Source organism: Krasilnikovia cinnamomea (assembly GCF_004217545.1).
Taxonomy (GTDB): Bacteria; Actinomycetota; Actinomycetes; order Mycobacteriales; family Micromonosporaceae; genus Actinoplanes; species Actinoplanes cinnamomeus.
The window spans coordinates 788310-814128 of record NZ_SHKY01000001.1; the positions used below are offsets into that span (position 1 = coordinate 788310).

The window sequence follows — 25819 nt, forward strand, 5'->3', positions numbered from 1 at the left end:
ATGTCGGCGGGTGACTCAGGTGTCGAGCCGAGCGGCCAGCAGCTCCGCGATCTCCTGCGGGGTGCGGCCGTCGGTGGCCACGGTGTGCGTGGCCACCGACTCGTACAACGGGCGGCGCTGGTCCATCAGGTACTTCAAGGTCGCCCGTGGGTTCACGCTCAGCATGGGACGCCCGGCGCCCAGGCCGACCCGCTTCACGGCGTCGCTGAGCTCGACGGACAGATACACGACCCGGTGCGCCGCCAGGGCGGCCCGGGTGCCGTCGTCCATGATCGCGCCGCCGCCCAGGGCGAGGACCCCGTCGAAACCCGCGAGGGCGTCCGCCACCGCGACCCGCTCCAGAGCCCGGAACGCGGGCTCGCCGTCCTCGACGAAGATGTCCGGGATCGGCTTGCCCGCCGTCGTCTCGATCAGCGCGTCGGTGTCCGCGAACGGCACCTCCAGCAGCGCGGCCAGGGCCTGACCGACCGTGGACTTGCCGGCCCCGGGCGGGCCGACCAGCACGCAGACCGGCGTCATCAGCGGATCAGCAGGCTGTCGAGGTAGCCGGCGAGGTTGCGGCGGATCTCCGCCACGGAGTCACCGCCGAACTTCTCCGTGGCCGCCTCGGCCAGCACCAGCGCCACCATGGCCTCGGCGACCACCGCCCCGGCCGGGACCGCGCAGACGTCGGAGCGCTGGTTGATGGCCGTGGCGGGCTCGCCGGTCGCGACGTCGACGGTCTGCAGCGCGCGGTTCAGCGACGAGATCGGCTTCAGGGCCGCGCGGACCCGCAGGTACTCGCCGTTGGTGATGCCGCCCTCCAGGCCACCGGCCCGGTCGGTTACCCGGCGCACCCCCTCGGGGGTCGGGATGATCTCGTCGTGCGCCACGGAGCCGCGCGAACGGGCCTGGGTGAAGCCGTCGCCGATCTCGACGCCCTTGACGGACTGGATGGACATCAGGGCGGTGGCCAGGCGCGCGTCGAGCTTGCGGTCCCACTGCACGTGCGAGCCGAGACCGGGCGGCACCCCGTACGCCAGCACCTCGACGATGCCGCCCAGCGTGTCGGCGTCCTTCTTGGCCGCGTCCACCTCGGCGACCATCCGCACGCTGGCTTCGGGGTCGACGCAGCGCAGCGGGTCCGCGTCGATGCGCTCGGCGTCCTCCGGCACGGGGACCAGACCGGCCTTGGCCGCGACCGAGCCCAGCTCGACGACGTGCGAGACGACCTGCACGCCGATGGTCTGCCGGACCAGCGCCTTGGCGACGGCGCCGACGGCCACCCGGGCGGCGGTCTCGCGGGCGCTGGCGCGTTCCAGGATCGGGCGGGCGTCGGTGTGCCCGTACTTCTGCATGCCGGCCAGGTCTGCGTGGCCGGGGCGGGGGCGGGTCAGCGGGGCGTTGCGGGCCTGCGCCGCCAGCTCCGTGGGGTCGACCGGGTCGGCGGCCATGACCGTACGCCATTTCGGCCATTCGGAATTGCCCACCCGGATCGCGACCGGGCTGCCCAGGGTGAGCCCGTGCCGGATGCCGCCGATGATCTCGACCTCGTCCTGCTCGAACGACATGCGCGCGCCGCGGCCGTAGCCGAGGCGGCGCCGGGCCAGATCGCGGCGGATGTCGTCGCTCGTCACCCGCACACCGGCGGGCACGCCTTCGAGGAGGGCGACGAGCGCCGGGCCATGGGACTCACCTGCGGTCAACCAGCGCAACACGGGTCACAGTGTGGCACGCCGCCGCAGCGCGCTGTGCACCCGCCCGGCGCGCGTCCCGCCCTGCGGACCGCCCCCGGCCCGGAGCCCACCTGCGGAATCGCCGCCGGACCGCGAGGGTACGGTGCGGGGCGTGTCCGCATCGATCAAGAGGCCCGCCGCTCCGCACGGCCCGCTTCTCGTGGTGATGCTCGGGCTGACCACCGCGATCGGGCCGCTGTCGCTGGACATGTACCTGCCCGCCTTCCCCGCCATCGCCGCCGACTTCGGGGTGCCCGACGCGCAGGTGCAGCTCTCGCTCACCACCTGCCTGATCGGGCTGGCCCTCGGGCAGCTGGTCGGGGGCCCGCTCAGCGACCGGTGGGGCCGCCGCCGCCCCATCGTCTTCAGCGTCGCCGCGTACGCGCTCGTCTCACTGCTGTGCGCGCTGTCCCCGAGCGCGCCCGTGCTGGTGGCGCTGCGGCTGCTGCAGGGTCTGGCGGGCGGGTTCGGTGTGGTGGTGGCCCGGGCGATCGTGCGCGACCTGTACTCCGGAGTGGCCGCGGCGAAGTTCTTCTCCCAGCTCACCCTCATCTTCGGGGTGGCGCCGATCGCGGCGCCCGCCCTGGGCAGCGCGGTGCTGCGGGTCACCGCGTGGCCGGGCGTCTTCGTCGCGCTGGGCGCGATCGCGGCGCTGCTGGCGGTGCTGGTGGCCGCCCGGATGCCGGAGACCCTGCCGGAGTCGCGGCGGGCGCGGGGCGGGCTCGCCGAGACCGCGCGGGTGGCGGGCCGGCTGCTGACCGATCGGGGCTACCTCACGTTCGCGCTGGGGCAGGGGTTCGCGTTCGCGGCGATGTTCGCGTACATCTCCGGGTCGTCGTTCGTGTTCCAGGACGGGTACGGGATCTCCCCGACCGCGTTCAGCCTGCTGTTCGGCCTCAACGCGGCCGGGCTGATCGGGGTCAGCCAGGCCAATCGCCGGCTGCTCGACCGGTTCACCCCCACCCGGCTGCTGATCGGCGGGCTGGTGACACAGACCTGCGGTGCGGTGGCCGTGCTGGTCGCGGCGGCGCTGGGCAGCCTGGCGGGGCTCGCGGCGGCGCTGTTCGTCGTGGTGGCCTCGATCGGGATGGTGATGCCGAACGGCACGGCGCTGGCGCTGGACCGCTACCCGCAGCGGGCCGGGACGGCGGCCGCGGTGCTGGGCGGCATCCAGTCCGTCGTCGCCGCGTTCGCGGCTCCCCTGGTCGGCCTGGGCGACGCGGGCACGGGCGTACCCATGGGGGTGGTGGTCCTGGGTTTCGCCGCGCTGGGGTTGCTCGTCACGACCACGCTGCGCCCGCGCCAGCCTCACGAACTGGTACGCGCCGACTCCCCTCCATGATCACCGCCCGTGGGACGAACCGGGAGGCGGGACGATCTTGAAAGGTTCGGGCTCGCTCCTAGCCCGGACTCTTCAAAGTTCCGTGGCTTGCGGTCTGGATGATCAGCGCTGGGCGGCGGCGGCCAGCAGCGCCGCGCGCATGGCGGGCTCGGGGGCCGGGTGCACGCCGGTGAACTGCTCGAACTGGCCGAGGGCCTGGGCCAGCAGCAGGTCCAGGCCGGACACCACCGGCAGGCCGGCGGCGGCGGCCGAGGCCGCCAGCGGGGTGGGCCAGGGGTCGTAGAGGGCGTCGAACAGCACCGTGCCGCGACGCCAGGCGATCGCGGGCGCGAGGGGGTCGGCCGCCCCCTTGGGTACGGTCGAGATCAGCACGTCGGCGGCGCAGGCGGACGGGGCGGCATCCCACCGGACCCCGGCCAGCGTCACGCCGAGCGTGCTGGCGGCCGGGGCCAGCTCGGACGCCGCCTCGGGTCGCCGGGTCACCACCGTCACCGTGGTCGCACCGAGCTGGGCTGCGGCGGCGAGGGCTGCGCGGGCCGTGCCGCCGCCGCCGAGCACGGTCACCGTGGGGGCGGCGCCGACGCCCGCGTCGCGCAGCACCCGCACCATCCCCGACACGTCGGTGTTGTCCGCGTGCCAGCCGTCCGCGCGGCGGACCAGCGTGTTGGCGGCGCCGGTGGCGCGGGCCACCGGGGTGGCGGAGGCGGCCAGCGCGAGGGCGGCCTCCTTGAGCGGCATGGTCAGCGACAGCCCGGCCCACTCGGGGCCCAGGCGCGCGACCAGGGCCGGCAGCTCGGCCTCGGCGCACTCGATGGCCTCGTACGACCAGCCGGTCAGGCCCGCCGCCGCGTACCCGGCTCGGTGGATCACCGGGGACAGTGAGTGCCCGATGGGCTTGCCGCACACCGCGGCACGCCGCGCGGCGCCCCGCTCAGCGGTCACAGAACGCCGTTCTTGCGGGCGATCGCCTCGTTCTTGCGCTGGCCGTCGAGGGTGGTGGCGAACGCCGAGTGGCCCTGCTTGTCGATCGCCACGAAGTACAGCCACTGGCCGGCCGGCGGCTTCATCGCGCCCTCCAGCGCCGCCTGGCCCGGGTTGTTGATCGGCGTGGGCGTGAGCCCGGCCTTGTTGTGCGTCCGGTACGGGTTCTTCGGGTCGGTTAGCTCCGCCAGCGTCATGTCCTTCGACGGCTTCGTCGGCCGCCCGGTGAGCTGGTAGTAGTAGTTGATCCCGACGTCGAACTGCAGGCAGCTGCACGGGAAGTTGCCGCCGTAGATCCGGTTGTACGCGACCCGGGCGACCTTGCCGAGGTCCTCGTCGTTGCCCGCCTCGGCCTGGGCCAGCGACGCCACGGTCAGCGCCTCGTATGGGCTGATCTTGCGTTCCTTCTCCACGGTGCTGACGAAGTCGATCTTCTCGGCGACCTTGAGGAAATGCGCGACCATCGTCCGCAGCGCGTCCTGGGCGGTGCCCTTGGGCTGGAACTCGTAGGTGTCCGGGAACAGGAAGCCCTCGATCGAGCGGGTCGATTTCTGCCCGTCCGTCCGGTTGAACCAGAACGCGGGCACGCCCAGCGCGACCGGGTCCTTCGCGGCCGCCTCGAAGTCCTTGACCGGGATGTTCGTGGCCTTGGACAGCAGGGCGTACACCTGGTTCGCGGTCTTGCCCTCGGGGATGGTCACCCCGGTGCTCACCCGCGACTTCGGGTCCAGCAGCATGGCCACCGCGTCCTTGGCGGCCATCTGCGAGCGCAGGTTGTACGTGCCCGAGCGGATGTTGTGGCCCTGCGGGTTCGCGTCGGCGGCGTTGACGAACGCGGCGGTGCTCTTGACCACGTCCTTGTCGACCAGCGCGTTGCCCATGTCGGTCAGGGTCGCGCTCTCCTTGATCTCGACCTGGACCGTGCCCGTGCCGGGGCCGTCGTAGTCGGCCGCGGTGAAGAAGCCGCGCACCTTGTTGTAGCCCAGGTACACGCCGCCGCCGAGGACCGCCAGCAGCACGAACGTCAGCAGGAACGCGGCGGACGTCTTGCCCTTGCCGCCGCGGGAACGCCGGTGTCGCGGTTTGGTCCGATCGGCTTTCTCATCGAACGCCAGATCCAGCTCGTCGATCATCGTGTCTGCCTCCGCTGCGCATCCAGCCAGCTCTGCAGGATCTCCACGGCGGCCACCTGGTCGACCACCGCCCGCTGGCGCCGTCCACGCACGCCACGTTCGGCCAGCCTACGGGTTGCCACCACGGTCGACATCCTCTCGTCCGTCAGTACGACGGGCACGTCCCCGACGGCACGTGCCAGCCGGTCAGCGTACGCACGAATGTCTACCGCGGCTGCCCCTTCGGCGCCCGACAGGCGCACCGGAAGGCCCACCACGATCTGCACCGCCTCGTGCTCCGCCACGAGGCGCCTGAGCTCGGCTATGTCGGCGGGTACGGAATCGGCGGCCGCCCCCATGTCACGGGAAACCGTCACCAAAGGGGTGGCAAGGATCCCGTCGGGGTCACAGATCGCAACCCCGACACGGACCTTACCGACATCGACGCCCAGCCGCCTACCCCGCGGCGGTGCCATCATCGGGCCACCCTCTCCGGCGTCACGCAGCGTCGCCGACCGCCTTCTCTACCGCTGCCAACAGGGCCGACACCTGATCGGCCGGTACGCCACCGCCCTGAGCGAGGTCGGCGTTGCCGCCGCCGCGCCCCGACAGCGCCCCCTTGACGAGGTCGGCCGCCGACAGCCCGCGACCCTTCGCGGTGGCGTTGATCGCCACGATAAGTGATGCCTTGCCGTTCGCGCGGGACGCGACCGCAACCACCGCCGGGCGCGCCGGGTCGATTTTGCCCCGGATCTCCTGGGCCAACGTGCGGACGTCGTTGCCGGCCGCCCCCTCGGGGGCCTCGGTGCCCACGTACGCGACGCCGCGCAGGTCCTTCGCCTGCCCCGCGAGCGCACCCGCGCCGCCCAGCACCATCTGGGCGCGCAGCTTCTCCAGCTCCTTCTCCGCGTCGCGCAGCGCGGTCACGGTCTGCTCCACCCGCTCCGCGACCTGGTCGCCCGGCACCCGGAACAGCTCCGCCAGCCGCGAGACCAGCAGATGCTCCTTGGCCAGGAACCCGAACGCGTCGATGCCCACCAGCGCCTCGACCCGGCGTACGCCGGAACCGATGGAGGACTCGGAGAGGACCTTCACGAGGCCGAGCTGGCCGGAACGGGACACGTGGGTGCCGCCGCACAGCTCCCGGGCGTAGTCGCCGACCTCGACGACGCGGACCTCGTCGCCGTACTTCTCGCCGAACAGCGCCATCGCGCCCAGCCGCCGCGCCTCCTCCTGGCTGGTGATGAACGCGTGCACCTCCAGGTCACGCAGCAGCACCTCATTGACCTGCTGCTCGACGTCGTGCAGCACCGCCTGCGGCACCGCGCCCGGGGTGTTGAAGTCGAAGCGCAGCCGGCCGGGCGCGTTCAGCGAACCCGCCTGGGTCGCCGACTCGCCGAGGAAGTGCCGCATCGTCTGGTGGATCAGGTGGGTCGCGGTATGCGACCGGGAGATCGCCTTGCGCCGGGTCACGTCGATCTCCGCGAAGCCCGCCTCGCCCGCGCGCACCTCACCGCGGATCACCCGCGCCTTGTGCACGATCAGGCCCGGGACGGGCTGCTGCACGTCGACGACCTCGACCTGGCCCGCGCCCACGTTGATCAGGCCGGTGTCGGCCTGCTGGCCGCCGCCCTCCGCGTAGAACGGGGTCGCGTCCAGGACCAGCTCGACGAACTCGCCCTCGCCCGCCGCCGCGACGCTCGCGCCGCCGCCGAGCACCGCGCGGATCCGCGACTCGCGGGACACCTCCGCGTACCCGGTGAACTCGACCGGGCCGCCCGCGTCCAGCACCGCCCGGTACGCGGACAGGTCCGCGTGGCCGGTCTTGCGCGCCGCCGCGTCCGCCTTCGCCCGCGCCCGCTGGTCGGCCATCAGCCGCCGGAAACCGTCCTGGTCGACCTGCAGGCCCTGCTCGGCCGCGATCTCCAGGGTCAGGTCGATCGGGAAACCGTACGTGTCGTGCAGCTGGAACGCCTGCGCGCCGGTCAGCGTCGAGCCGCCGGACGTCTTCGTCTCCGAGATCGCGGTGTCCAGGATCGTGGTGCCCGCCCGCAGCGTGGACAGGAACGCGTCCTCCTCCGCGTACGCGTAGGTGGAGATGCGGCCGAACTCCTCCGCCAGTTCCGGGTACGACGGCGCCATGCAGTCGCGCGCCACCGGCAGCAGCTCCGGCATCGCGGGTGCCTGCCAGCCGAGCAGGCGCATCGCGCGGATCGCCCGGCGCATGATGCGGCGCAGCACGTACCCGCGGCCCTCGTTGGAGGGGACGATGCCGTCGCCGATGAGCATCAGCGCGGTGCGCACGTGGTCCGCGATCACCCGCAGCCGCACGTCGTCGGGGTGCGACTGGTTCGCCGCATGCCCGGACTTCGCGCCGTACTGTTTGCCGGTCAGCTCCGCCGCGCGCGCCAGGATCGGGCGGACCTCGTCGATCTCGTACAGGTTGTCGACGCCCTGCAGCAGCGACGCGATGCGCTCCAGGCCCATGCCGGTGTCGATGTTCTGCTTGGGCAGGTCACCGACGATCGTGAAGTCCTCCTTCGACTTCACGTCGGTGATCTCGTACTGCATGAAGACCAGGTTCCAGAACTCCAGGTAGCGGTCCTCGTCGACCTCCGGGCCGCCCTCCGCCCCGTACGCCGGGCCACGGTCGTAGTACAGCTCCGAGCAGGGGCCCGCCGGGCCGGGGATGCCCATCGACCAGAAGTTGTCCTTCTTGCCGCGGCGCACGATCCGCTCCGCGGGCAGGCCGGTCTGGCGCCAGATGTCGATGGCCTCGTCGTCGTCGAGGTACACCGTCGCCCAGATCTTCTCCGGGTCCAGGCCGAAGCCGCCCTGTTCGACCGGCTTGGTGGACAGCTCCCACGCCAGCGGGATCGCGCCCGCCTTGAAGTAGTCGCCGAACGAGAAGTTGCCGTTCATCTGGAAGAACGTGCCATGCCGCGACGTCTTGCCGACCTCGTCGATGTCCGGGGTGCGGATGCACTTCTGCACGCTGACCGCCCGCTGGTACGGCGGGGTCCGCTGGCCCAGGAAGAACGGCACGAACTGCACCATGCCGGCGTTGATGAACAGCAGGTTCGGGTCGTCGATGGCCGGCAGCGGGGCACTCGGCACGACCGTGTGCCCGTTGGCCTCGAAATGCGCCAGGAAGCGCCGCTTGATCTCCGCCGTTCTCATCGTGACCCCTTCTGGGCGTGTCGCCCCTGCGTACCGTCCTCCGGGTCCTCCCGCAGGTCGCTGAACTGATCGTCGAAAAGCTCGCCGGCGGCGAAGGCCTCGTGGATCTCCTGCTCGCGTTCGGCCATTCCGTCGCGGACGTCTTCCACGAAGTTACGCAGCGACTCCACGAGGCCGCCAGCGGATTGCGACAGCGAGGCGGCGATGCCGGACGGGGTGAACTCGTCGGCCTTGCGGGTCAGCTTGCGGACGACGACCGCGCCGACCGCGAGTCCGATGCCCAACCAGAGCAGGCGCTTCATGGCGGCGTTCCTTTCTCGGCGGCCCGGCAGCGCTCGGTGGCGGTGGGCGGGCGGCCGCGGATGATCGGGAGTCGGCTCAGCGGGCGGACCGGCGCCGCCGCTTCAGTGTCTCGCGGACCTCGCGCTCCTCCTCGGCGTGCCGCCGCGCGACCGTGGCCTTGCGCAGGCCGTAGCTGAACGACGCCACCTTGACCAGCGGGTTCGCGGCGGCGGCGGACACGACGGCCACCAAGTTCGCGACGTTCGCGGAGATGTTCTGCGCGTGGCCGGTGATCGCGTCCACCTTCGCCAGCTGGAGGTTCACACCGTCCAAAGAGACCTGCACCTGGCCGAGCGCGGTGTTCACGTTCTCCACCGTCTCGTTGACGTTGCCCAGCAGCGGGCCGGTGCGGTCGGTCAGGTCGTTGATGGCGCGGGTCGCCGCGTCCACGGTGTGCCGCAGCTTGAGGATCGGTACGGCGAGCACCAGCACGAGCATCAGGAACGCGCCCGCCGCGATCAGCCCTGCGATTTCTCCGGCGTTCATGAACGCGTCTCCTCTACTGGCGGCCGGGTACGGCTAGTGCAACCGTGCAGACCCTACCGTCCGTCATCACCGATGCGTGTCACGACCGGGAGGGTGTCGGCTCCAGCAGGGGATCATCGCTGAGAACCGGGTCCGGCGTCTCGCCGACCAGCGAGGGGTTCGGCGCCGGTTCGGGCTTGCCCCGCAGGTCGGTGATCGCGTTCTGCACCTTGATGCTGACGCTGGAACCCGTGCACTTCTTCGGGTCCGTGGGGGGCGCCACACCGTTCGCCCCGGTCGACGGCAGCGCCGCCGGGTCCTGGGCGGCGATCGCGTCGATCGCGCACGCGGGCGGGCCCACCCACAGGTCCAGAGTGAACTCGTCGCGCCGCCAGCAGGTGTAGCTGCCGTTGGTCACGGGCTGCTCGGGGCACTCGTCGACCTTCCAGCGATGCCACCCGGCCGTCGACAGCGCCGCGGCGTACGCCTTGGTGGTCTCCTGGTAGGGCTGCTGCGACTGGGCGGTGCGCTCGCGGAACCGGCAGTCGAGGAAGCACCACTGGCTGCCGCTGCTGCGGTCCTTGACCTGCGCCGCGGCCCAGGACGGCACCTGCAGGGCGTCCAGGGACGTGAAGACCGGGTCGCGGGTGGCCGAGCGGATGCCGAAGAACAGCGGCAGCAGGCCCAGCACCACGACGGCCAGCGACATCAGCGTGAAGACCCGCAGGCGCCGCTGGGTGCGCATCTTCTGCCGCAGCTCGGAGCGGGCCTCGCGCAGGTTGTCCAGCGCCGCGGCGGGCGCGCCCGACGCGAACGGCCGTACCGGTGAGCGGGTCGCACCGGCGGCGCTCGGCGCCGCTTCCCGGGCCGGGACCGCGGCGCCGCCCGGAGGCGACGGCGGCATCGTACGGGCGGACGCGGCGGCGATGGCAGCGGACGCGGTGCCGACGGAAGCAGACGCGCGAGCGGGTGCGGGTGTGCCGCCGCCGGGGACCTGGGCGCGGCCTGGCGCTGGAGCGGCCTCCAGCGCCCGGCTGGGCGCAGCCACCGAGGCGGCACCGGTCACCCAACCCGGTGTCTCACCCGGCGCCAGGGCACGGCCGGGCGCCTCACCCGGGGGCACGGCACGGGCGGGAGCCTGGCCAGGGGGCACGGCGCGGGCGGAAGCCTGGCCCGGAGGCAGGGCGCGGGCGGAAGCCTGGCCAGGGGGCACGGCACGGGCGGAAGCCTGGCCAGGGGGCACGGCACGGGCGGAAGCCTGGCCCGGAGGCAGGGCGCGGGCGGAAGCCCGGCCCGGAGGCAGGGCCTGGCGGGGTCCCTCACCGGGGCGCTGGGCGCGGCCGGGGCCGCGGTCGGGTGCGGCGGGTGGGGACACCGGCGCGGCGCCGGCGCCGGGACGGGCGGACGGCACCGGGCCCGGGACGGGCGCGGACGCCAGACCCGAAGCGGCAGCCAGGCCCGAGGCGGAGGCCAAGCCCGAGGCGGAGGCCAGGCCAGTGGCGGGCGGGCGGGCGGAACGTTGATCCGGCGCACCGTGGGCGGGCGGACGCGCGGGCTGCTCGCCCGTGCCGTGGCGGGGCATCGGCTCCGGGTGCTCGGCCAGGCCGTGCCGGGGCGCCGCCTCGGGGTGCGCGGTCAGGCCGTGCCGGGGCGGTTGGTCTCCCGGGACGGCGGCGACGCCCGGCGCGGCGGGGCTGGCCGGGCCCGTGACCGGGCCGGGCTGCCGGGCGACGGCGCGACCGGCGCTCTGGCCGGTGACGGTGCCGGGCCGGCCGGTCTGCGGCGCGGGTGCGCCGGCGCGTCCCGTCCGGCGGCCCGTGCCGCCGGTGCGGGGGGTGTCCCCGGTGCGCGGGATCGCCCCGGAGGCGCCGCCCGCCATGGCGCCGGCGCGGCCGGGCACGGCGGGACTGCGTACGCCCTCGCGGCCCGGCACGACCGGCGGGGCGACGGTGTCGGCGGCCTGTCTGGGCTGGCCGCCCGCCCGCCCGCCTCGGGCGCCGGCTCCGCGCCCCGGTTGGGCGCCGGGCGCGTGCCCCGGCTGGACGCCGGTCGGCGGCCCGGGCGGGAACTCGCCGGCCGGGAAGGATCCGGGGTGCCCGGGCGGAAGCTGGGCCTGGCGACCGCCCGGCGATCGCGGGGCGGGTCCCGGCGGCAGGCCGGGGCGCTGGTCGGCCGAACGCTGGTCGGCGGGACGGCCCCGGCGACCGGGCGGCATCGCGGTCGGCTCGGGTGCGGTGGCGTGCGCGCCGGATCCGGGCAGGCCGTGGCGCCCGCCGCCGTCGCGGGTGCCGTCCACGGGCGGTGGGGCGATCGCGCGACCGCGGGTGCCGGCCGCGTTGCGGGATCCGAAGCCGGTGCTGTCGGGGCCGGGCACCGCGGAGACCGGTCGCGCGGCGCCGCCCTCGCGATGGTCGGGCGGCGGGTACTCGTGGCGCGGGCCGTCGTCGGGCTGGTACGCCCCGGGCGGGAAGCCGCCGCCCGCCGGTTCGGGCCGGGCGTGGCCGGCGGCCCGGCGGGCACCCGGCGCGGCCGGTGACTCGTGCGCCGGGTGTCGGGCCGCCGGAGCCGCGCCGGGAGCGGGACCGGACGGCGGCTCGGCGGCGGCCCGGCGGCCCCGGGACGGCGTTGCCGCGCGACCCCCGCGAGGCGCGGGCAGTTCGGGCGGATTGCCGGACTGCGGCACCACCGGGGCCGGGTTCGGCGAGACGGGCGCGGCGGGCGGGACGAGATCGGCGGGGCCGGGACCGCGGCCCGGCTCGATCTGGCGGCGCCCCTGGCCCGGCCCGCGCTCGGCCTGCGGGCGCGGCGGCGCCACCGGCACGCCCTGACGATCGCGCGGCACGCCGTGGGCCGCCTCACCGGACCGCGACCGGACCCCGGGCGGCACGTGACCCGCCGGGGACACGGAGCCGGGCGGGGGCACGGAGCCGGGCGGGGGCACGGAGCCGGGCGGGGGCACGGAGCCGGGCGGGGGCACGTTGCCCGCCGGGGACACGGAGCCGGGCGGGGGCACCGAACGGGGTGCGGCGGGAGGGGCCGAGCGGGGAGCGGGTGCGGGGCCACGCGTCCCGGGCGGGCCGGCGACCGACGCGGCGGGAGCGGCGGGCAGACCGGGGGCCGCCGGGGACACATGCCGCGGGTCGACGGCGGGCCAGCCGCCGGTGGCGGGGTACTCGCCGGAGCCGTCCTGCCAGGACCGGGCGCGGCCGGTCTCGCGGACGCCCGGGCCACGGCTGGCGGCACCGGTCGGCGCACCGCTGGTCGCGCGGGGGCCCGGCGGCGGGCTGACCGGGCGTACCCCGGTCTCCCCGCCCGAGGCTCCGAACGGGTCGGGCCCGGCGGCGTTGTCGTCCGGGCCGGGGGCCTTGCGCCCGGACTTGCTGCTGCGGGCCTCGCCGGGGGAGGCGCCGGGGCCGATCGCCCCACGCTGTTCCTTGGCCGTACGCAGGTCGTCGAGCCAGCCGGTCTCCTCCTGCGGCACCTCCTCGGGCGTCACCGGATCCGGACGGCCACGCCCGAAGCGCCGACGGCTCCGCCCGGCCTGCTCGTTGCGCTGGCCGGTCTCGTCGTCGGGCCGGTCGGCACCGCGCGATCTCACAGCTGTTCCCCTCCGGCGGCGTCGCCGCGCTCGCCCGCGTCCGGACCGCCGGGTGACGGTCCGCGCTCTCCCCGCACGATTCTGCGCAGTCGGGGCAACCGCTCCCCGACCGCCCGTTCGGCGCCGTGGTCGGTAGGCCGGTAGTACTCTGCGCCGATCAGATCATCCGGCACATAGCGCTGCGTAACAACACCCCGTGGGTCGTCGTGGGGGTAGCGGTAGCCCGAACCGTGACCAAGACCACGTGCTCCGGGGTAGTGCGCGTCGCGCAGGTGCGCCGGGACGGCCCCGCCGCGCCCGGCGCGCACGTCGGACAACGCCTCCCCCAGCGCCGTGGTGACGCGGTTGGACTTGGGAGCCGTGGCGAGGTGCACGACCGCCTGGGCGAGGTTGAGCTGGGCCTCCGGCAGGCCCACGTGCTGCACCGCCTGTGCCGCCGCGGTGGCTACCAGCAGCGCCTGCGGATCCGCCATGCCGACGTCCTCACTGGCGAAGATCACGATCCGGCGGGCGATGAACCGCGGGTCCTCCCCGGCGACCAGCATGCGGGCCAGCCAGTGCAGCGCGGCGTCCGGATCGCTGCCGCGCATGCTCTTGATGAAGGCGCTGGTCACGTCGTAGTGGGCGTCGCCGTCGCGGTCGTAACGGACGGCGGCCACGTCGACGGCGCGTTCCGCGGTGGCCAGGTCGATCTCGGTGGCCCCGAGCGCCTGGGCGGAGGAGGCCGCGGCCTCCAGGGCGGTGAGGGCCTTGCGTACGTCGCCGCCCGCCAGCCGGACGAGGTGCTCCTCGGCCTCGGCGCTGAGGGTGACCGCGCCGGCCAGGCCGCGATCGTCGACCAGTGCGCGGTGTACCAGCGCGCGCACGTCGTCCTCGGTCAGCGCGTGCAGGGTGAGCAGCACGCAGCGCGACAGCAACGGCGAGATGACCGAGAAGTACGGGTTCTCCGTGGTCGCCGCCAGCAGCGTCACGGTCCGGTCCTCGACGGCGGCCAGCAGCGAGTCCTGCTGCGTCTTGCTGAACCGGTGCACCTCGTCGATGAACAGCACCGTCGGCGGGCCGCCGCCCCGGCGGGCGCGGCGGGCGGTGTCGATGACCGCCCGTACGTCCTTCACCCCGGCCGACAGCGCCGACATGGCCACGAACGTACGGTCCGTGGCGGCGGCGACCAGGTGGGCGATCGTCGTCTTGCCCGTGCCCGGCGGCCCCCACAGGATCACCGACATGGGGGCCCGGCCGGTGACCAGCTGGCGCAGCGGCGCGCCGGGGGCCAGCAGGTGATCCTGGCCGACGAGCTCGTCGATGCTGGCGGGGCGCATGCGTACGGGCAGGGGCGAGTCCGGTCCGGGGGCGGTGAACCCGACGGGCTCGGCGCCGGCCGGGGCGGCGGTGCGCACGGCCCCCGGCCCGGTCAGCGGAAACAGCCCGTCGGATTCCATCGGCACCGAGGGTACCGGCACGCCCGTCAGTGCCGGAAATGCGCCGAACGTACGGCTTCGGCGTCACCCACGGCCGGGGCGGCGCCCGTAGAACCGGCGGCCGCTGCCCGACCCGGTGGCCGGGCCGCTGCCCACGCCAGCCAGGTACAGCGAGAGCAGCAGCAGCCCCAGCGAGGCGAACGTGGGGAAGTTGACCAGGTCGGTGGTCTTGATGTCGAGCAGGTCGAGCAGCAGGTAGATGCCGAAGACGACGGCGGCGCCGATGGCCAGCATGTTTTCCTCCGGGGGGTGAGTGACCTGGCGTGCTGATACCCCCGCCGGGGCCGCGCCGAAACGCCGCCGGGACGGCGGACCGGACCCGTTACCCTGCGGCACATGATCCCCGTACGCCGTGCCACCCCGACCGACGCCGACGAGCTGATGCGGCTACGGGTGGTGATGCTCAGCGGCATGGGCGCGCCGGTGGCCGGTGGCCCGTGGCTGACATCCGGAGCGGACCTGCTACGCCGCCAGCTCGCCGACCCGGCCGAGCGGGTGGCCGCGTTCGTCGTCGCCCGGCCGGACGCCCCGCAGACCCTGGCGGCCTGCGTGGTGGGCGCGATCGACGAGCGGCTGCCCGGCCCGCACAACCCCAGCCCGTTCAAGGGGTACGTCTACAACGTCGCCACCGATCCGGGCTACCGCCGCCGCGGCTACTCCCGCGCCTGCATGCGGGCCCTGCTCACCTGGTACGCCGAGCGCGGCGTCACCCGGGTCGACCTGCGCGCCTCCCCCGACGGCGAGCCGCTGTACACCGCGCTCGGTTTCGTGCGCACCCCCGACCCGGCGATGCGCCTGATCACGCGAGCGCGTTGACCGCGTCGGCCGTCACCAGCTGAGCCCGCTGAGGACGCTCAGTTCGAGTGCTCCACCGGCAGGGCGACGCCGTCGGTGCCGGGCAGGCCCGCGGTCGGCTTCGGCTTGGCGTCGATGCCCGCCTCCAGCCGCTGCTGGGCGGTGATCGGCGTGGGTGCCCCGGTCAGCGGGTCGAACCCGCCACGGGTCTTCGGGAACGCGATGACCTCGCGGATCGAGTCGGCGCCCGCCAGCAGCATGCAGGTGCGGTCCCAGCCGATCGCGATGCCCGCGTGCGGCGGCGGCCCGTACTTGAACGCCTCCAGCAGGAAGCCGAACTTGTCCTGCGCCTCCTCGGGCGAGATGCCGAGCAGGTCGAAGACCCGGCTCTGCACGCTGCCCCGGTGGATACGCACGCTGCCGCCACCGATCTCGTTGCCGTTGCACACGATGTCGTACGCGTACGCCAGCGCCCGGTCCGGTGCGTCCTCGAAGTTGTCCATCCACTCCGCGTTCGGCGAGGTGAACGGGTGGTGCACAGCGGTCCAGCCGCCCTCGTCCGTACGCTCGAACATCGGCGCGTCGACCACCCAGCAGAACGCCCACGCGGACTCGTCGATCAGGTTGGTCCGCTTCGCGATCTCGATGCGCGCCGCGCCCAGCAGCTCCTGGGCCTCCCGGCGGTGGTTCGCGGCGGCGAAGAAGATCGCGTCGCCCGGCTTCGCGCCGACCGCGTCGCCGAGCCCGGCCAGGTGCGCGGCGGACAGGTTCTTGGCGACCGGGCCGCGCGCCTCCCCGGTCGACTCGTCGAGCACCACGTACGCCAGCCCGCGCGCCCCGCGCGCCTTGGCCCAGTCCTGCCAGCCGTCCAGCTCCTTGCGGGTCTGCGACGCGCCGCCCGGCATGACCACCGCGCCGACGTAGCCGCCCGCGTCGATGGCGCCCGCGAACACCCGGAACTCCGTGCCGCGCAGGTAGTCCGTCAGCTCGGTCAGCTCCAGGCCGTACCGCAGGTCGGGCTTGTCGGAGCCGTACCGGTTCATCGCGTCGTGCCAGGTGATCCGGCGGATCGGGGTGGGCACGGTGACGCCGGCCAGCTCGCCCCACAGCTTCGACACGATCTGCTCGCCCAGCTCGATGACGTCGTCCTGGGTGACGAACGACATCTCGATGTCGAGCTGCGTGAACTCGGGCTGCCGGTCCGCGCGGAAGTCCTCGTCGCGGTAGCAGCGGGCGATCTGGTAGTACCGCTCCAGCCCGGAGACCATCAGCAGTTGCTTGAACAGCTGCGGGGACTGCGGCAGCGCGTACCAGGTGCCGGGCTGCAGGCGGACCGGGACCAGGAAGTCGCGGGCGCCCTCGGGGGTGGAGCGGGTCAGCGTCGGCGTCTCGATCTCCACGAAGTCACGGGCGTGCAGCACCTCGCGGGCGATCTGGTTGGCCCGGCTGCGCAGCTTCAGCGCGCTCGCCGGGCCGCTGCGGCGCAGGTCCAGGTAGCGGTACTTCAGGCGCAGGTCGTCGGAGGCGGTGACCGCGTCGTCGACCGGCAGCGGCAGCGGGGCGGCCTCGGAGAGCACGACCAGCTCGCTGGCCACCACCTCGACGGCGCCGGTGGCCAGGTCCGGGTTCTCGTTGCCGGCCGGGCGGGCGGTCACCTCGCCGGTGACCTTCACACAGAACTCGTTGCGCAGCGCGTGCGCGTCCTCCTCGCGGAAGACCACCTGGACGACGCCGGAGGTGTCGCGCAGGTCGACGAAGATGACCCCACCGTGGTCGCGCCGGCGGGCCACCCAGCCGGCGAGCGTCACCGTCGTGCCCGCGTCACTCGCACGCAGGCTGCCGGCGTCATGGGTACGGATCACGGAAACGTCTCCTTACAGCTGTCACAGGGCGCACCCGACATTCTGTCAGGGCTGCCGGGCCGGACTGCGACGCGGGCCGAAACTCGTCGATCAGAAGTACGTGTGCAGCACGTCCACGACGCGCAGCTCGTCATCGACCACCGGAATGTGACGCCACTTGTCGAACGCCGTGCACGGGTGCGAGATCCCGAACCGCACGATGTCGCCCGGCGCGAGCGGCACATCCGGGGGCGTGTCCAGGTAGGCGTGGTGGTCGTTGAGCCGGGTCACCGCGAGCCCGTCGGCGGCGAGGACGCCGCCGCCCGCCCGGCGCACGGCCAGCGGCACGGGCAGACCCTCGTCGAAGGGGGCGTCCCGCTTGCCCATCCCGACCAGCGCGAGGCCGGGCTCCGGGACGGACAGGACCTGGGCGTACAGGTCCAGGGCGGCGGCCAGCGGGCCTTCGGCGGGTACCCGGCGAAACGGTGTGCGCTCGGCGTACAGGCCGTCGTCGTGGGTCACCGAGGCGCCGCTGCGCAGCACCGTACGCAGCTCGTGGCCGGGCAGCCACTGCCCGGCCAGCAGCGCGGCGACCCGGTCGAACCAGGCGCTGCCGCCCGCCGACACCAGCACCCGCGGGCCCAGCAGTCCGGCCGCCGCCAGCGCCCGCGCACCGTCCGCCAGACCGGCCAGGAAGGCGTCCACCTCGGCCTGCCCGGCCAGCCCACCCTCGTAGCCGGTCACCCCGGCCAGCTCCAGGCCCGCGACCCCGGTCACGGCCCGGGCCACGACGATCAACTGCTCGACGGTACGGCAGCCCGTGCGCCCGCCGGAGTGCCCCACCTCGACCAGCACGCGAAGGCGTCCCCCGGCCCCGGGAGAACCGCCCGCGCCCGGCCCGCCCACGCCCGAACCACCCGCGCGAGATCCGACCGCGCCCGGCGCGACCGCGTGAGATCCGGCCGCCTCAGATCCGGTTGCGTGGGTGACGAGGCCGTCGATGGCAGCCGCGGCCGCGGCCACTCCGGCTGTGGAGTCGACCTGGAGATACACCTCCCAGCCGCGGGCGCTCTCCCCCGCCAGCCAGCGCAGCGCGGTCGGGTCGAGCACCTGGTTGGCCAGCACCACCCGCGGCACGCCGAGCCGGCGCAGCACCAACGCCTGGTTGGCCGTGGCCACCGTCATCCCCCACGCCCCGGCGTCCAGCTGCGCGGCCAGCAGCGCCGGGGCCATGGTCGTCTTCGCGTGCGGCGCGAAGTCCAGCCCGTGCCGGGCGCAGTACGCGGCCATCGTGGCGATGTTCGCCAGGGCCGCCGACCGGCGCAGCACCAGCACCGGCCAGGTGAACGCGCCGTCGAACAGCCCCGGCCGCGCCGCGGCGAACTCGGGCCCGGTCACCGACGTGCCCGGCAGCCAGAAACCCTTGCTGCGCCAGTCGATCCGTTCGCCCGGGATCTCCAGGGTCACGCGCGGCTCCCGACGACTCGACCGATCCAGCGACTTGACCAGCGCAGCGCCGCCACGCACGCTGTGCAAGCTACACCGTGATCGACCAGTGTGGAGGACACGCGCCGTGCCGGGCCCGTACGATCTGCTTCTCGCCGGTGGCGACGTCCTCGACCCGGGTGGCGGCCACACGGGCCGGCTGGACGTGGCGGTGCGCGAGGGCCGGATCGCCGCGATCGGGCCCGGGCTGGGCCCGGCCGCCCGCACCGTCGTCGACGTCGCCGGACGGCTGATCACCCCCGGGCTGGTGGACCTGCACACCCACGTGCACCCGGGCGCCGGGTACTGGGGCGTCGACCCCGACCCGATCGCCTGGTACACCGGCGTGACGACCTGGGTCGACGCCGGGTCGGCCGGCGCGTACACCCTGGACGGGCTGCGCGACTTCGCCGGCGGGCGGCGGGTACGCGTCGCGGCCCTGCTCAACATCTCCGGCCCCGGGCTGGCGGCCCGCACCGGGGAGTGCCGCGACCTGTCCACCTGCGACGTCGCCGTGGCCATCGACACCGTCCTCGCGCACCGCGACCTGATCCGCGGCGTCAAGGTGCGCGTCGACGCCGAGGCGGTCGGCGGCAACGAGGTCGAGCCGCTGCGGCGGGCGCTGGCCGTGGCCGACGCCTGCGGGGTCCCCGTGATGGCGCACGTCGGTGCGGCGCCGCCGGACCCGGCCGAGGTGCTGGACCTGTTGCGCCCCGGCGACATCGTCACCCACTGCGCCAGCGGCATCGCCGCACCGCTCGGGCCCTCGGCGCGGGCCGCGCACGAGCGGGGGGTGCTGTTCGACGTCGGGCACGGCTCGGGCGGGTTCGCCTTCGACGTGCTGGAGGCGCAGCTCGACGCGGGGCTGCGGCCGTACACGATCTCCACCGACCTGCACGCCCGCTCGGTCCACGGTCCGGTCTTCGACCTGCCCACCACCATGGCCAAGCTGCTGGCCGTGGGGATGTCGCTGCCGGACGTGGTCGCGGCGGCGACCGTGCACCCGGCCCGCGCGCTGCGACTCGACGCCGGTACCCTCACCCCGGGTGCGCCCGCCGACCTGGCGGTGTTCGCCGTCGAGCCGGGCGAGTTCGAGGTGGTCGACGCGCACCGGCAGGCCCGGCGGGCCCCGGTGCGGCTGATCAACGAGGCCACGTACGTGGCCGGGCGGCGGCTGGAGCCACGGCTGCCCGCACCGCCGCCGTCGTGGATCCCGCTCACGGACGCCCAGCACGCCGCCCTGCGCCGCCGCGAACGCGACGTACGCGCGCTGCTCGCCGCCCCGCTCGTCGGCGTCGACGGGCTGGCCGAACAGTTCCCCCGCCCACCCCGCTCCACCGCCGGACCCTCGCGCCCAGCCCGCTCCACCGCCGAACCGTCTCGCCCACCCCGGTCCACCGCCGATTCATCTCGCATGCCACCGACCGGACCGGTTGCGAGTCCTCGGCAGGGGACCGGACAGCTTCCCGAGCCCACCACACCCGTACAGGAGTAGGCGAATGCCCAGCCGTGCCGTCCACACCGACCAGGCCGCCCCCGTGGGCGGACCGTACTCGCAAGCCGTCGTCGCGGGCGACACCGTGTACCTGGCCGGGGTGATCCCGGCGCGCCCCGACGGCACCGGCGTCACGGGCGGCTTCGCCGAGCAGGCGCACGCGGCGTTCGGCAACCTCGCGGCGGTCGCCGAGGCCGCCGGCGCCAGCCTGGACCAGGCCGTACGGGTCGGTGTCTACCTGCGCGACTTCGCCAACTTCGCCGAGCTCAACGAGATCTTCGCCCAGTACTTCCGCGGCCCGGTCCCGCCCGCGCGCACCACGATCCCGGCGGCGCTGGAGGGCTTCGACATCGAAGTGGACGCCGTGCTGTACCTCGGCTGAGTGTCGGGCCGCGTCCCGGGCCGCCCGGCGTGCTTTGATCGGGTGACCGGTGGCGGACGCGGCGGTAACGCGCCGGAAACCTCAGGCTGCGAGCATTTCGCTTCGGCGATCAGGGAGGCCCGGCTTGTTCCTCAGCCAGCACGAGCAGGAACGCCTGCTCATCCACGTCGCGGCGGACGTTGCCCGGCGCCGGCGGGAGCGAGGACTGCGGCTCAACCATCCGGAGGCCACCGCGATCATCACCGCGTTCCTGCTGGAGGGCGCCCGAGACGGCCGGACGGTCGCCGAGCTGATGGACGACGGCCGCCGGGTGCTCACCCGCGACGACGTGCTGGCCGGGGTGCCCGAGATGCTGACCGAGGTGCAGGTGGAGGCGACCTTCCCGGACGGCACGAAGCTCGTCACCGTACACGGGCCGATCTCATGATCCCCGGCGAGATCCTGCCCGGGTCCGGCGACATCACCATCAACCCGGACCGTCCGGTGCGGGCACTGTCGGTCCGCAACACCGGCGACCGGCCGGTGCAGGTCGGCTCGCACTACCACTTCGCGGAGTGCAACGCGGCGCTGGAGTTCGACCGGCAGGCCGCCTGGGGGCACCGGCTGGCCGTGCCGGCCGGGACCTCGGTGCGCTTCGAGCCGGGGCTGCCCCGCGACGTCGAACTGGTGCCGCTGGCCGGGCGACGGATCGTACCCGGACTGCGCGGCCTCGCCGGTGGCGGCCTGGACACCGACCCACCGCCACCCCCACCGGCCGAGGTGGACGACATCGAGCCCGCGGGCTCCCTGGACGAGGACGAGGGCGACGGCCCCGCCGGCAACGGGAGCGCCCGGTGACCGCCCTCGACCGCGGCCGCTACGCCGCCCTGTACGGCCCCACCGCAGGCGACCGGATCCGGCTGGCCGACACGAACCTGCTCATCGAGATCGACCAGGACCTCAGCGCTGGCCCGCACCCCGGTGACGAGGTGGTGTTCGGCGGCGGCAAGGTGATCCGCGAGTCGATGGGCCAGTCCCGGGCGACCCGCGGCGAGGGCACCCCGGACACGGTGATCACCGGCGCGGTCGTACTGGATCACTGGGGCATCGTGAAGGCCGACGTCGGCATCCGCGACGGGCGCATCGTGGCGCTCGGCAAGGCCGGCAACCCCGACACCATGGACGGCGTGGACCCGGGGCTGGTCATCGGCCCCGGCACCGAGGTCATCGCGGGCAACGGGAAGATACTCACCGCGGGCGCGATCGACAGCCACGTGCACCTGATCAGCCCGACCATCCTCGACACCGCGCTGGCCTCCGGCATCACCACCATCATCGGCGGGGGCACCGGCCCGGCCGAGGGCACCAAGGCCACCACGGTCACCCCGAACTCGTGGCACCTGGCCCGGATGTTGGAGTCCCTCGACGCGTGGCCGCTCAACGTGCTGCTGCTCGGCAAGGGCAACACGGTGTCCGAGGAGTCGCTGTGGGAGCAGCTGCGCGGCGGGGCGGGCGGCTTCAAACTGCACGAGGACTGGGGCACCACCCCGGCCGCGATCGACGCCTGCCTGCGGGTCGCCGACGCCTCCGGGGTGCAGGTCGCCATCCACACGGACACGCTCAACGAGGCCGGCTTCGTCGAGGAGACGCTGCGGGCCATCGCGGGACGCTCGATCCACGCGTACCACACCGAGGGGGCGGGCGGCGGGCACGCGCCGGACATCATCACGGTCGCCGGGCAGCCGCACGTGCTGCCGTCCTCGACGAACCCGACCCGCCCGTACACCCGAAACACCCTCAGCGAGCACCTCGACATGCTGATGGTCTGCCACCACCTGAACCCGGCGGTGCCCGAGGACCTGGCGTTCGCGGAGAGCCGGATCCGGCCGTCCACGATGGCCGCCGAGGACCTGCTGCACGACCTCGGCGCCATTTCGATGATCGGCTCGGATTCGCAGGCCATGGGCCGGATCGGCGAGGTGATCCTGCGGACCTGGCAGACCGCGCACGTGATGAAGGCCCGGCGCGGCGCGCTGCCCGGCGACGGCGCCGCCGACAACCTGCGCGCCCGGCGGTACGTCGCCAAGTACACGATCTGCCCCGCGGTCACGCACGGCCTGTCCGAGCTGATCGGCTCCGTTGAGCCGGGCAAGCTGGCCGACCTGGTGCTGTGGGACCCGGCGTTCTTCGGCGTCCGGCCCGCCCTGGTCCTCAAGGGCGGCATGATCGCGTACGCGCAGATGGGCGACGCCAACGCCTCCATCCCCACCCCCCAGCCGGTGCTGCCCCGCCCGATGTTCGGCGCGTACGGCGTCGTCCCGGCCCAGACGTCGCTGGCGTTCGTGGCGCCCGCGGCGATCGACGCGCTGCTCGGCGACCGGGTCGCGGTCAAGCGCACCCTCGTGCCCGTCGCGGACACCCGCGCGGTGGGCAAGGCGGACCTGCCACTCAACGACGCGCTGCCCCGCATCGAGGTCGAGCCGGACACGTTCACCGTGCGCGTCGACGGCGAGGTCGTGACGCCCGAACCGGTCACCGAGCTGCCCATGGCGCAGCGGTACTTCCTGTTCTGATGCCGCAGACGTCGCTGGCCACGCTGCTCGTACTGGCTGACGGGCGGCTGCCCGCAGGGGGCCACGCGCACTCGGGCGGACTGGAGGCGGCCGTGGCGGCGGGCCGCGTCACCGACCTCGCAGGGCTGGCCGGGTTCCTGCGGGGACGGCTGGCCACCTCCGGGGTGGTCGGGGCGGTGTTCGCCGCGGCCGCCTGCGCCCGTACCCGGGAATGGGCCGACCTGGACGCGGGCCTGGACGCCCGCACGCCGTCGCCCGCGCTGCGCCGGGCATCGCGCGCCCAGGGCCGGGCCCTGCTGCGCGCGGGCCGGGCCATCTGGCCGGCCCCGCCGCTCCTCCCCGCCTCCCCCGGCCGCGCGCTGCCGGACGCGGCCATGAGTCGCCCCGGAGGCCAAGCGACCCGAGGCGACGCAACGAGCCCTTCACCACCTGGAGACCTCGCTAGCCCGGGCGCGGCGATACGTCCTTCACCCCCCGGGGACCCCGCAAGCCCGGGCACGGCCATGCGTCCTTCACCTGCCGAGGGGCCCGCAAGCCCGGGCGCGGCCATGCGTCCTTCACCTGCCGAGGGGCCCGCAAGCCCGGGCGCGGCCATGAGCGCCGCATCCTTGGGCATCGCGCCCCATCATCCCGTCGCGCTTGGTCTGGTCGCTGCGGCCGCGGGCCTGCGGCCCCGCGAGGCCGCCGTCGCCGCCGCGCACGGCACGCTGACCGGCCCGGCGTCCGCCGCGGTCCGGCTGCTCGGCCTCGACCCGTACGGGGTGCACGCGCTGCTGGCGGAGCTGGCCGGGGTGTGTGACCGGATCGCGGACGACGCCCACGCCCGGGCGGACGATCCGGTGGACGCCCTGCCCGCGTCCGGGGCGCCACTGCTGGACATCGGCGCGGAGTTCCATGCCACCTGGGAGGTGCGTCTCTTTGCATCCTGAACCGACCGCTCCCCCGGCGCCGCGCGGCGCCGGGCCGCACGCACACGCCCCGGACGAGGTGCCACACACCCATCCACAGCCGGGACGCGACCCGCATGCCGCCCTGCCCGCCGGTACCCGTGCGCTGCGGGTGGGGATCGGCGGCCCGGTCGGCTCCGGCAAGACCGCCCTGGTGGCCGCGCTGTGCCGGGCACTCGGCACCGAGGTGCGCCTGGCCGTCGTCACCAACGACATCTACACCACCGAGGACGCCGACTTCCTGCTACGCACGGGCGTGCTGCCAGCGGAGCGGATCCGCGCGGTGGAGACCGGCTGCTGCCCGCACACCGCGATCCGTGACGACATCTCGGCCAACCTGGATGCGGTCGAGGATCTCGAGGCGGCGCTCGGCCCCCTGGATCTCGTACTGGTCGAGAGCGGCGGCGACAACCTGACCGCGACGTTCAGCCGCGGGCTCGTCGACCGTCAGGTGTTCGTCGTGGACGTGGCGGGCGGTGACAAGGTGCCACGCAAGGGCGGCCCCGGGGTCACGGGAGCGGACCTGCTCGTGGTCAACAAGACCGACCTGGCGCCGCTGGTCGGCGCGGATCTCGGCGTGATGCGGCGGGACGCGGCGGCGCGGCGTGGCGCCCTGCCGACCGTGTTCCTGTCGCTGGTCGAGGACCGCGCCGCCGTCCCCGTGGCGGACTGGATCCGCGGCCTGCTGGCGGACCGCGTACCGACGGCCGCGAGCGCGACGCCATCCGCGACCCCAGCGCAGTGATGCGGGCGGCCGCGCGCATCGTGGCCGAGGCCGACGGGCGCGGCGGCACCCGGCTGTCGGTGCTGCGCGGCGAGCCCCCGCTGTTGCTCCGGCGTACCGGTGCGGCCGGCGGCCCCGCCACGGTGCATCTGGTGGGCGGGGCGGCGGGCCCGCTGGGCGGCGACGACCTGCGGCTCGACGTCGAGGTCGGTCCGGGCGCGTGGCTGGAGGTGCGCTCGGTGGCGGCCACCCTGGCGCTGCCGGGTCCCCCGGACGGCTCGGTCGCGGCCGCCCTGGCGCTGCCGGGTCCCTCGGGCGAATCGGTGGCGGCCGCCCTGGCGCTGCCGGGTCCCTCGGGCGAATCGGTCGCGGCCGCCCTGGCGCTGCCGGGTCCCCCGGGCGAATCGGTCGCGGCCGCCCTGGCGCTGCCGGGTCGGCCCGGCGTCCCGCCGTCGCGGTTCGAGGTCCGGGCGTCGGTCGCCGCGCGGGCGACACTGTGCTGGTTGCCGGAGCCGCTCATCGCGGGCGCGGGCTGCGATCACCGCGCGGTGACCAGGGTGGAGGTGGCCGACGGCGGGACGCTGCTCTGGCGCGACGACCTGGCCTGCGGCCGGCACGGCGAGCCCCCGGGCGACGTCCACACCGACGTGACCATCCGGTACGCCGGGTCGACCCTGTACCGGCACGAGCTCGCGATCGGACCGCAGTCCCCTGGCTGGTCGGGAGCTGCGGTGCTGGGTGCGGCGCTGCTGTGCGACGTCCCGGCGGTGGAGGAGCCGGCGCATAGTGATCGTCCAGCCGGCGCCCCGCTCACCACCGTGGCGGGACAACGCCCCTGCGCCGCCAGCCCGCCGACACCCGGCCACGTGCCGAGGCCGCGGGGTACCGTCTCCGGCCGGCCCGGCGCCCCAGGCGACGGTCACGCGGTGGGCTCGGTCGTGTTCGCCAGTTCGGACCCCTCCGCGACACACCGCGCCACCTCGCACTTCTCGGAGGCGCCGCCGCGTGGCGAGTCGGCTGTCATGGCCCTGGCCGGGCCGGGTGTGCTGGCAACGGCGATCGGGCCGGACATTCGCTCGGTAAAGGCAACGCTGGACCCCTGGTGTGCCGCTCGCCTACAAGATCTTGCAGAGTCCGGGTGAGGCACTAACCCAAACTCCGCAAGTTCGGACCTCCGCAACACACCGCGCTACCTCGAACCTCTCGCGGGCAGCGCCCGAGTGCGAGTCGGCTGTCGTGGCCCTGGCGCGGTACATGATCCCCGTGGCCACCGACCGCCACCTCGACTGGGCCGGAAGTGCTGGCAACCGCGCTGACACCGGACATGCGCCCGGTAATGGCAACGCTGGACCCGTGCTGTGCCGCACCGTAACGAGATCTTGCAA

Annotated in this window: 23 protein-coding genes; 10 read left to right on the forward strand and 13 right to left on the reverse strand. The window is 74.5% G+C overall.

The window, feature by feature from the left end:
• Positions 1-15: 15 nt before the first annotated feature.
• Both EV385_RS03425 and aroC read right to left on the reverse strand, forming a co-directional pair.
• Positions 16-519: a shikimate kinase gene (locus EV385_RS03425; RefSeq protein ID WP_130508121.1), complete on the reverse strand. Its 504-nt coding sequence runs from the start codon at positions 517-519 to the stop codon at positions 16-18.
• Positions 519-1697 carry a chorismate synthase gene (gene aroC / locus EV385_RS03430; protein WP_130508122.1) on the reverse strand — a complete coding sequence of 393 codons (1179 nt, stop codon included), beginning with the start codon at positions 1695-1697 and terminating at the stop codon, positions 519-521. The genes EV385_RS03425 and aroC overlap by 1 nt, the downstream gene beginning before the upstream one ends.
• 184 nt (positions 1698-1881) lie before the next feature.
• On the opposite strand from aroC, the gene EV385_RS03435 reads away from it, so the two are divergent.
• Positions 1882-3057 (forward strand): multidrug effflux MFS transporter, encoded by a 1176-nt coding sequence (locus EV385_RS03435; RefSeq protein WP_242625229.1) that lies wholly within the window; start codon positions 1882-1884, stop codon positions 3055-3057.
• 102 nt (positions 3058-3159) lie between these two features.
• On the opposite strand, the gene EV385_RS03440 is transcribed toward EV385_RS03435, so the two are convergent.
• From EV385_RS03440 to EV385_RS03480, 9 genes are all read right to left on the reverse strand, one after another.
• Positions 3160-3999, reverse strand: a complete 840-nt coding sequence (locus tag EV385_RS03440; RefSeq protein ID WP_130508124.1) for a shikimate dehydrogenase — start codon at positions 3997-3999, stop codon at positions 3160-3162.
• Positions 3996-5171: an endolytic transglycosylase MltG gene (gene mltG, locus EV385_RS03445; RefSeq protein WP_130508125.1), complete on the reverse strand. Its 1176-nt coding sequence runs from the start codon at positions 5169-5171 to the stop codon at positions 3996-3998. The genes EV385_RS03440 and mltG overlap by 4 nt, the downstream gene beginning before the upstream one ends.
• The gene (gene ruvX / locus EV385_RS03450; protein WP_130508126.1) at positions 5168-5629 is read right to left on the reverse strand and encodes a Holliday junction resolvase RuvX; all 462 of its coding nucleotides are present in this window, start codon (positions 5627-5629) and stop codon (positions 5168-5170) included. The genes mltG and ruvX overlap by 4 nt, the downstream gene beginning before the upstream one ends.
• Before the next feature lie 19 nt (positions 5630-5648).
• Positions 5649-8330, reverse strand: a complete 2682-nt coding sequence (alaS, locus tag EV385_RS03455; protein ID WP_130508127.1) for an alanine--tRNA ligase — start codon at positions 8328-8330, stop codon at positions 5649-5651.
• On the reverse strand, positions 8327-8632 hold the full coding sequence (locus EV385_RS03460; protein ID WP_130508128.1) for a hypothetical protein: 306 nt from the start codon (positions 8630-8632) through the stop codon (positions 8327-8329). Before EV385_RS03460 ends, alaS begins: the two co-directional genes overlap by 4 nt.
• Before the next feature lie 76 nt (positions 8633-8708).
• Positions 8709-9158 carry a DUF948 domain-containing protein gene (locus tag EV385_RS03465; protein WP_130508129.1) on the reverse strand — a complete coding sequence of 150 codons (450 nt, stop codon included), beginning with the start codon at positions 9156-9158 and terminating at the stop codon, positions 8709-8711.
• A 79-nt stretch (positions 9159-9237) separates the two neighbouring features.
• A complete protein-coding gene (locus EV385_RS36040) occupies positions 9238-9882 on the reverse strand; it encodes a hypothetical protein (protein WP_130513047.1) in 645 nt (214 codons plus the stop codon).
• Between the two features lie 2849 nt (positions 9883-12731).
• A complete protein-coding gene (locus EV385_RS03475; RefSeq protein ID WP_130508130.1) occupies positions 12732-14174 on the reverse strand; it encodes a replication-associated recombination protein A in 1443 nt (480 codons plus the stop codon).
• Positions 14175-14237: 63 nt separating this feature from the next.
• On the reverse strand, positions 14238-14447 hold the full coding sequence (locus EV385_RS03480) for a hypothetical protein (protein ID WP_130508131.1): 210 nt from the start codon (positions 14445-14447) through the stop codon (positions 14238-14240).
• A gap of 102 nt (positions 14448-14549) precedes the next feature.
• Between EV385_RS03480 and EV385_RS03485 the strand changes: the two genes are divergently transcribed.
• Entirely contained in the window at positions 14550-15029 is a 480-nt protein-coding gene (locus EV385_RS03485; RefSeq protein ID WP_130508132.1) for a GNAT family N-acetyltransferase, read from the forward strand.
• 38 nt (positions 15030-15067) lie between these two features.
• Here EV385_RS03485 and aspS read toward each other — a convergent pair whose 3' ends face one another.
• Together aspS and EV385_RS03495 are read right to left on the reverse strand one after the other, a co-directional pair.
• Complete coding sequence (gene aspS / locus EV385_RS03490; protein ID WP_130508133.1) at positions 15068-16870, reverse strand: aspartate--tRNA ligase; 1803 nt, start codon at positions 16868-16870, stop codon at positions 15068-15070.
• A gap of 90 nt (positions 16871-16960) precedes the next feature.
• Complete coding sequence (locus EV385_RS03495) at positions 16961-18316, reverse strand: type III PLP-dependent enzyme domain-containing protein (RefSeq protein WP_423203012.1); 1356 nt, start codon at positions 18314-18316, stop codon at positions 16961-16963.
• 106 nt (positions 18317-18422) lie between these two features.
• Here EV385_RS03495 and EV385_RS03500 point away from each other — a divergent pair, with 106 nt between their 5' ends.
• From EV385_RS03500 to EV385_RS03535, 8 genes are all read left to right on the forward strand, one after another.
• Complete coding sequence (locus tag EV385_RS03500) at positions 18423-19829, forward strand: amidohydrolase/deacetylase family metallohydrolase (RefSeq protein ID WP_130508134.1); 1407 nt, start codon at positions 18423-18425, stop codon at positions 19827-19829.
• Positions 19830-19833: 4 nt separating this feature from the next.
• Positions 19834-20211: a RidA family protein gene (locus tag EV385_RS03505; protein WP_130508135.1), complete on the forward strand. Its 378-nt coding sequence runs from the start codon at positions 19834-19836 to the stop codon at positions 20209-20211.
• A gap of 124 nt (positions 20212-20335) precedes the next feature.
• Complete coding sequence (locus EV385_RS03510; protein ID WP_130508136.1) at positions 20336-20638, forward strand: urease subunit gamma; 303 nt, start codon at positions 20336-20338, stop codon at positions 20636-20638.
• Positions 20635-21048: an urease subunit beta gene (locus EV385_RS03515; protein WP_130508137.1), complete on the forward strand. Its 414-nt coding sequence runs from the start codon at positions 20635-20637 to the stop codon at positions 21046-21048. Before EV385_RS03510 ends, EV385_RS03515 begins: the two co-directional genes overlap by 4 nt.
• Positions 21045-22763, forward strand: a complete 1719-nt coding sequence (locus EV385_RS03520; protein WP_130508138.1) for an urease subunit alpha — start codon at positions 21045-21047, stop codon at positions 22761-22763. The genes EV385_RS03515 and EV385_RS03520 overlap by 4 nt, the downstream gene beginning before the upstream one ends.
• On the forward strand, positions 22763-23692 hold the full coding sequence (locus tag EV385_RS03525) for an urease accessory protein UreF (RefSeq protein ID WP_130508139.1): 930 nt from the start codon (positions 22763-22765) through the stop codon (positions 23690-23692). Before EV385_RS03520 ends, EV385_RS03525 begins: the two co-directional genes overlap by 1 nt.
• Positions 23682-24455, forward strand: coding sequence for an urease accessory protein UreG (gene ureG, locus EV385_RS03530; RefSeq protein WP_341273916.1), 774 nt, complete (start codon positions 23682-23684; stop codon positions 24453-24455). The genes EV385_RS03525 and ureG overlap by 11 nt, the downstream gene beginning before the upstream one ends.
• Entirely contained in the window at positions 24455-25576 is a 1122-nt protein-coding gene (locus EV385_RS03535; protein ID WP_130513049.1) for an urease accessory protein UreD, read from the forward strand. Before ureG ends, EV385_RS03535 begins: the two co-directional genes overlap by 1 nt.
• Positions 25577-25819 lie beyond the last annotated feature (243 nt).

What these genes read in the sequence shown, in the direction of transcription:
- EV385_RS03425 (WP_130508121.1), bottom strand. Translation starts at nt 519, where the DNA reads ATGACGCCGGTCTGCGTGCTGGTCGGCCCGCCCGGGGCCGGCAAGTCC.
- EV385_RS03435 (WP_242625229.1), top strand. Translation starts at nt 1,882, where the DNA reads ATGCTCGGGCTGACCACCGCGATCGGGCCGCTGTCGCTGGACATGTAC.
- mltG (WP_130508125.1), bottom strand. Translation starts at nt 5,171, where the DNA reads ATGATCGACGAGCTGGATCTGGCGTTCGATGAGAAAGCCGATCGGACC.
- ruvX (WP_130508126.1), bottom strand. Translation starts at nt 5,629, where the DNA reads ATGATGGCACCGCCGCGGGGTAGGCGGCTGGGCGTCGATGTCGGTAAG.
- alaS (WP_130508127.1), bottom strand. Translation starts at nt 8,330, where the DNA reads ATGAGAACGGCGGAGATCAAGCGGCGCTTCCTGGCGCATTTCGAGGCC.
- EV385_RS03460 (WP_130508128.1), bottom strand. Translation starts at nt 8,632, where the DNA reads ATGAAGCGCCTGCTCTGGTTGGGCATCGGACTCGCGGTCGGCGCGGTC.
- EV385_RS03465 (WP_130508129.1), bottom strand. Translation starts at nt 9,158, where the DNA reads ATGAACGCCGGAGAAATCGCAGGGCTGATCGCGGCGGGCGCGTTCCTG.
- EV385_RS36040 (WP_130513047.1), bottom strand. Translation starts at nt 9,882, where the DNA reads ATGCGCACCCAGCGGCGCCTGCGGGTCTTCACGCTGATGTCGCTGGCC.
- EV385_RS03475 (WP_130508130.1), bottom strand. Translation starts at nt 14,174, where the DNA reads ATGGAATCCGACGGGCTGTTTCCGCTGACCGGGCCGGGGGCCGTGCGC.
- EV385_RS03480 (WP_130508131.1), bottom strand. Translation starts at nt 14,447, where the DNA reads ATGCTGGCCATCGGCGCCGCCGTCGTCTTCGGCATCTACCTGCTGCTC.
- EV385_RS03485 (WP_130508132.1), top strand. Translation starts at nt 14,550, where the DNA reads ATGATCCCCGTACGCCGTGCCACCCCGACCGACGCCGACGAGCTGATG.
- EV385_RS03505 (WP_130508135.1), top strand. Translation starts at nt 19,834, where the DNA reads ATGCCCAGCCGTGCCGTCCACACCGACCAGGCCGCCCCCGTGGGCGGA.
- EV385_RS03515 (WP_130508137.1), top strand. Translation starts at nt 20,635, where the DNA reads ATGATCCCCGGCGAGATCCTGCCCGGGTCCGGCGACATCACCATCAAC.
- EV385_RS03525 (WP_130508139.1), top strand. Translation starts at nt 22,763, where the DNA reads ATGCCGCAGACGTCGCTGGCCACGCTGCTCGTACTGGCTGACGGGCGG.
- EV385_RS03535 (WP_130513049.1), top strand. Translation starts at nt 24,455, where the DNA reads ATGCGGGCGGCCGCGCGCATCGTGGCCGAGGCCGACGGGCGCGGCGGC.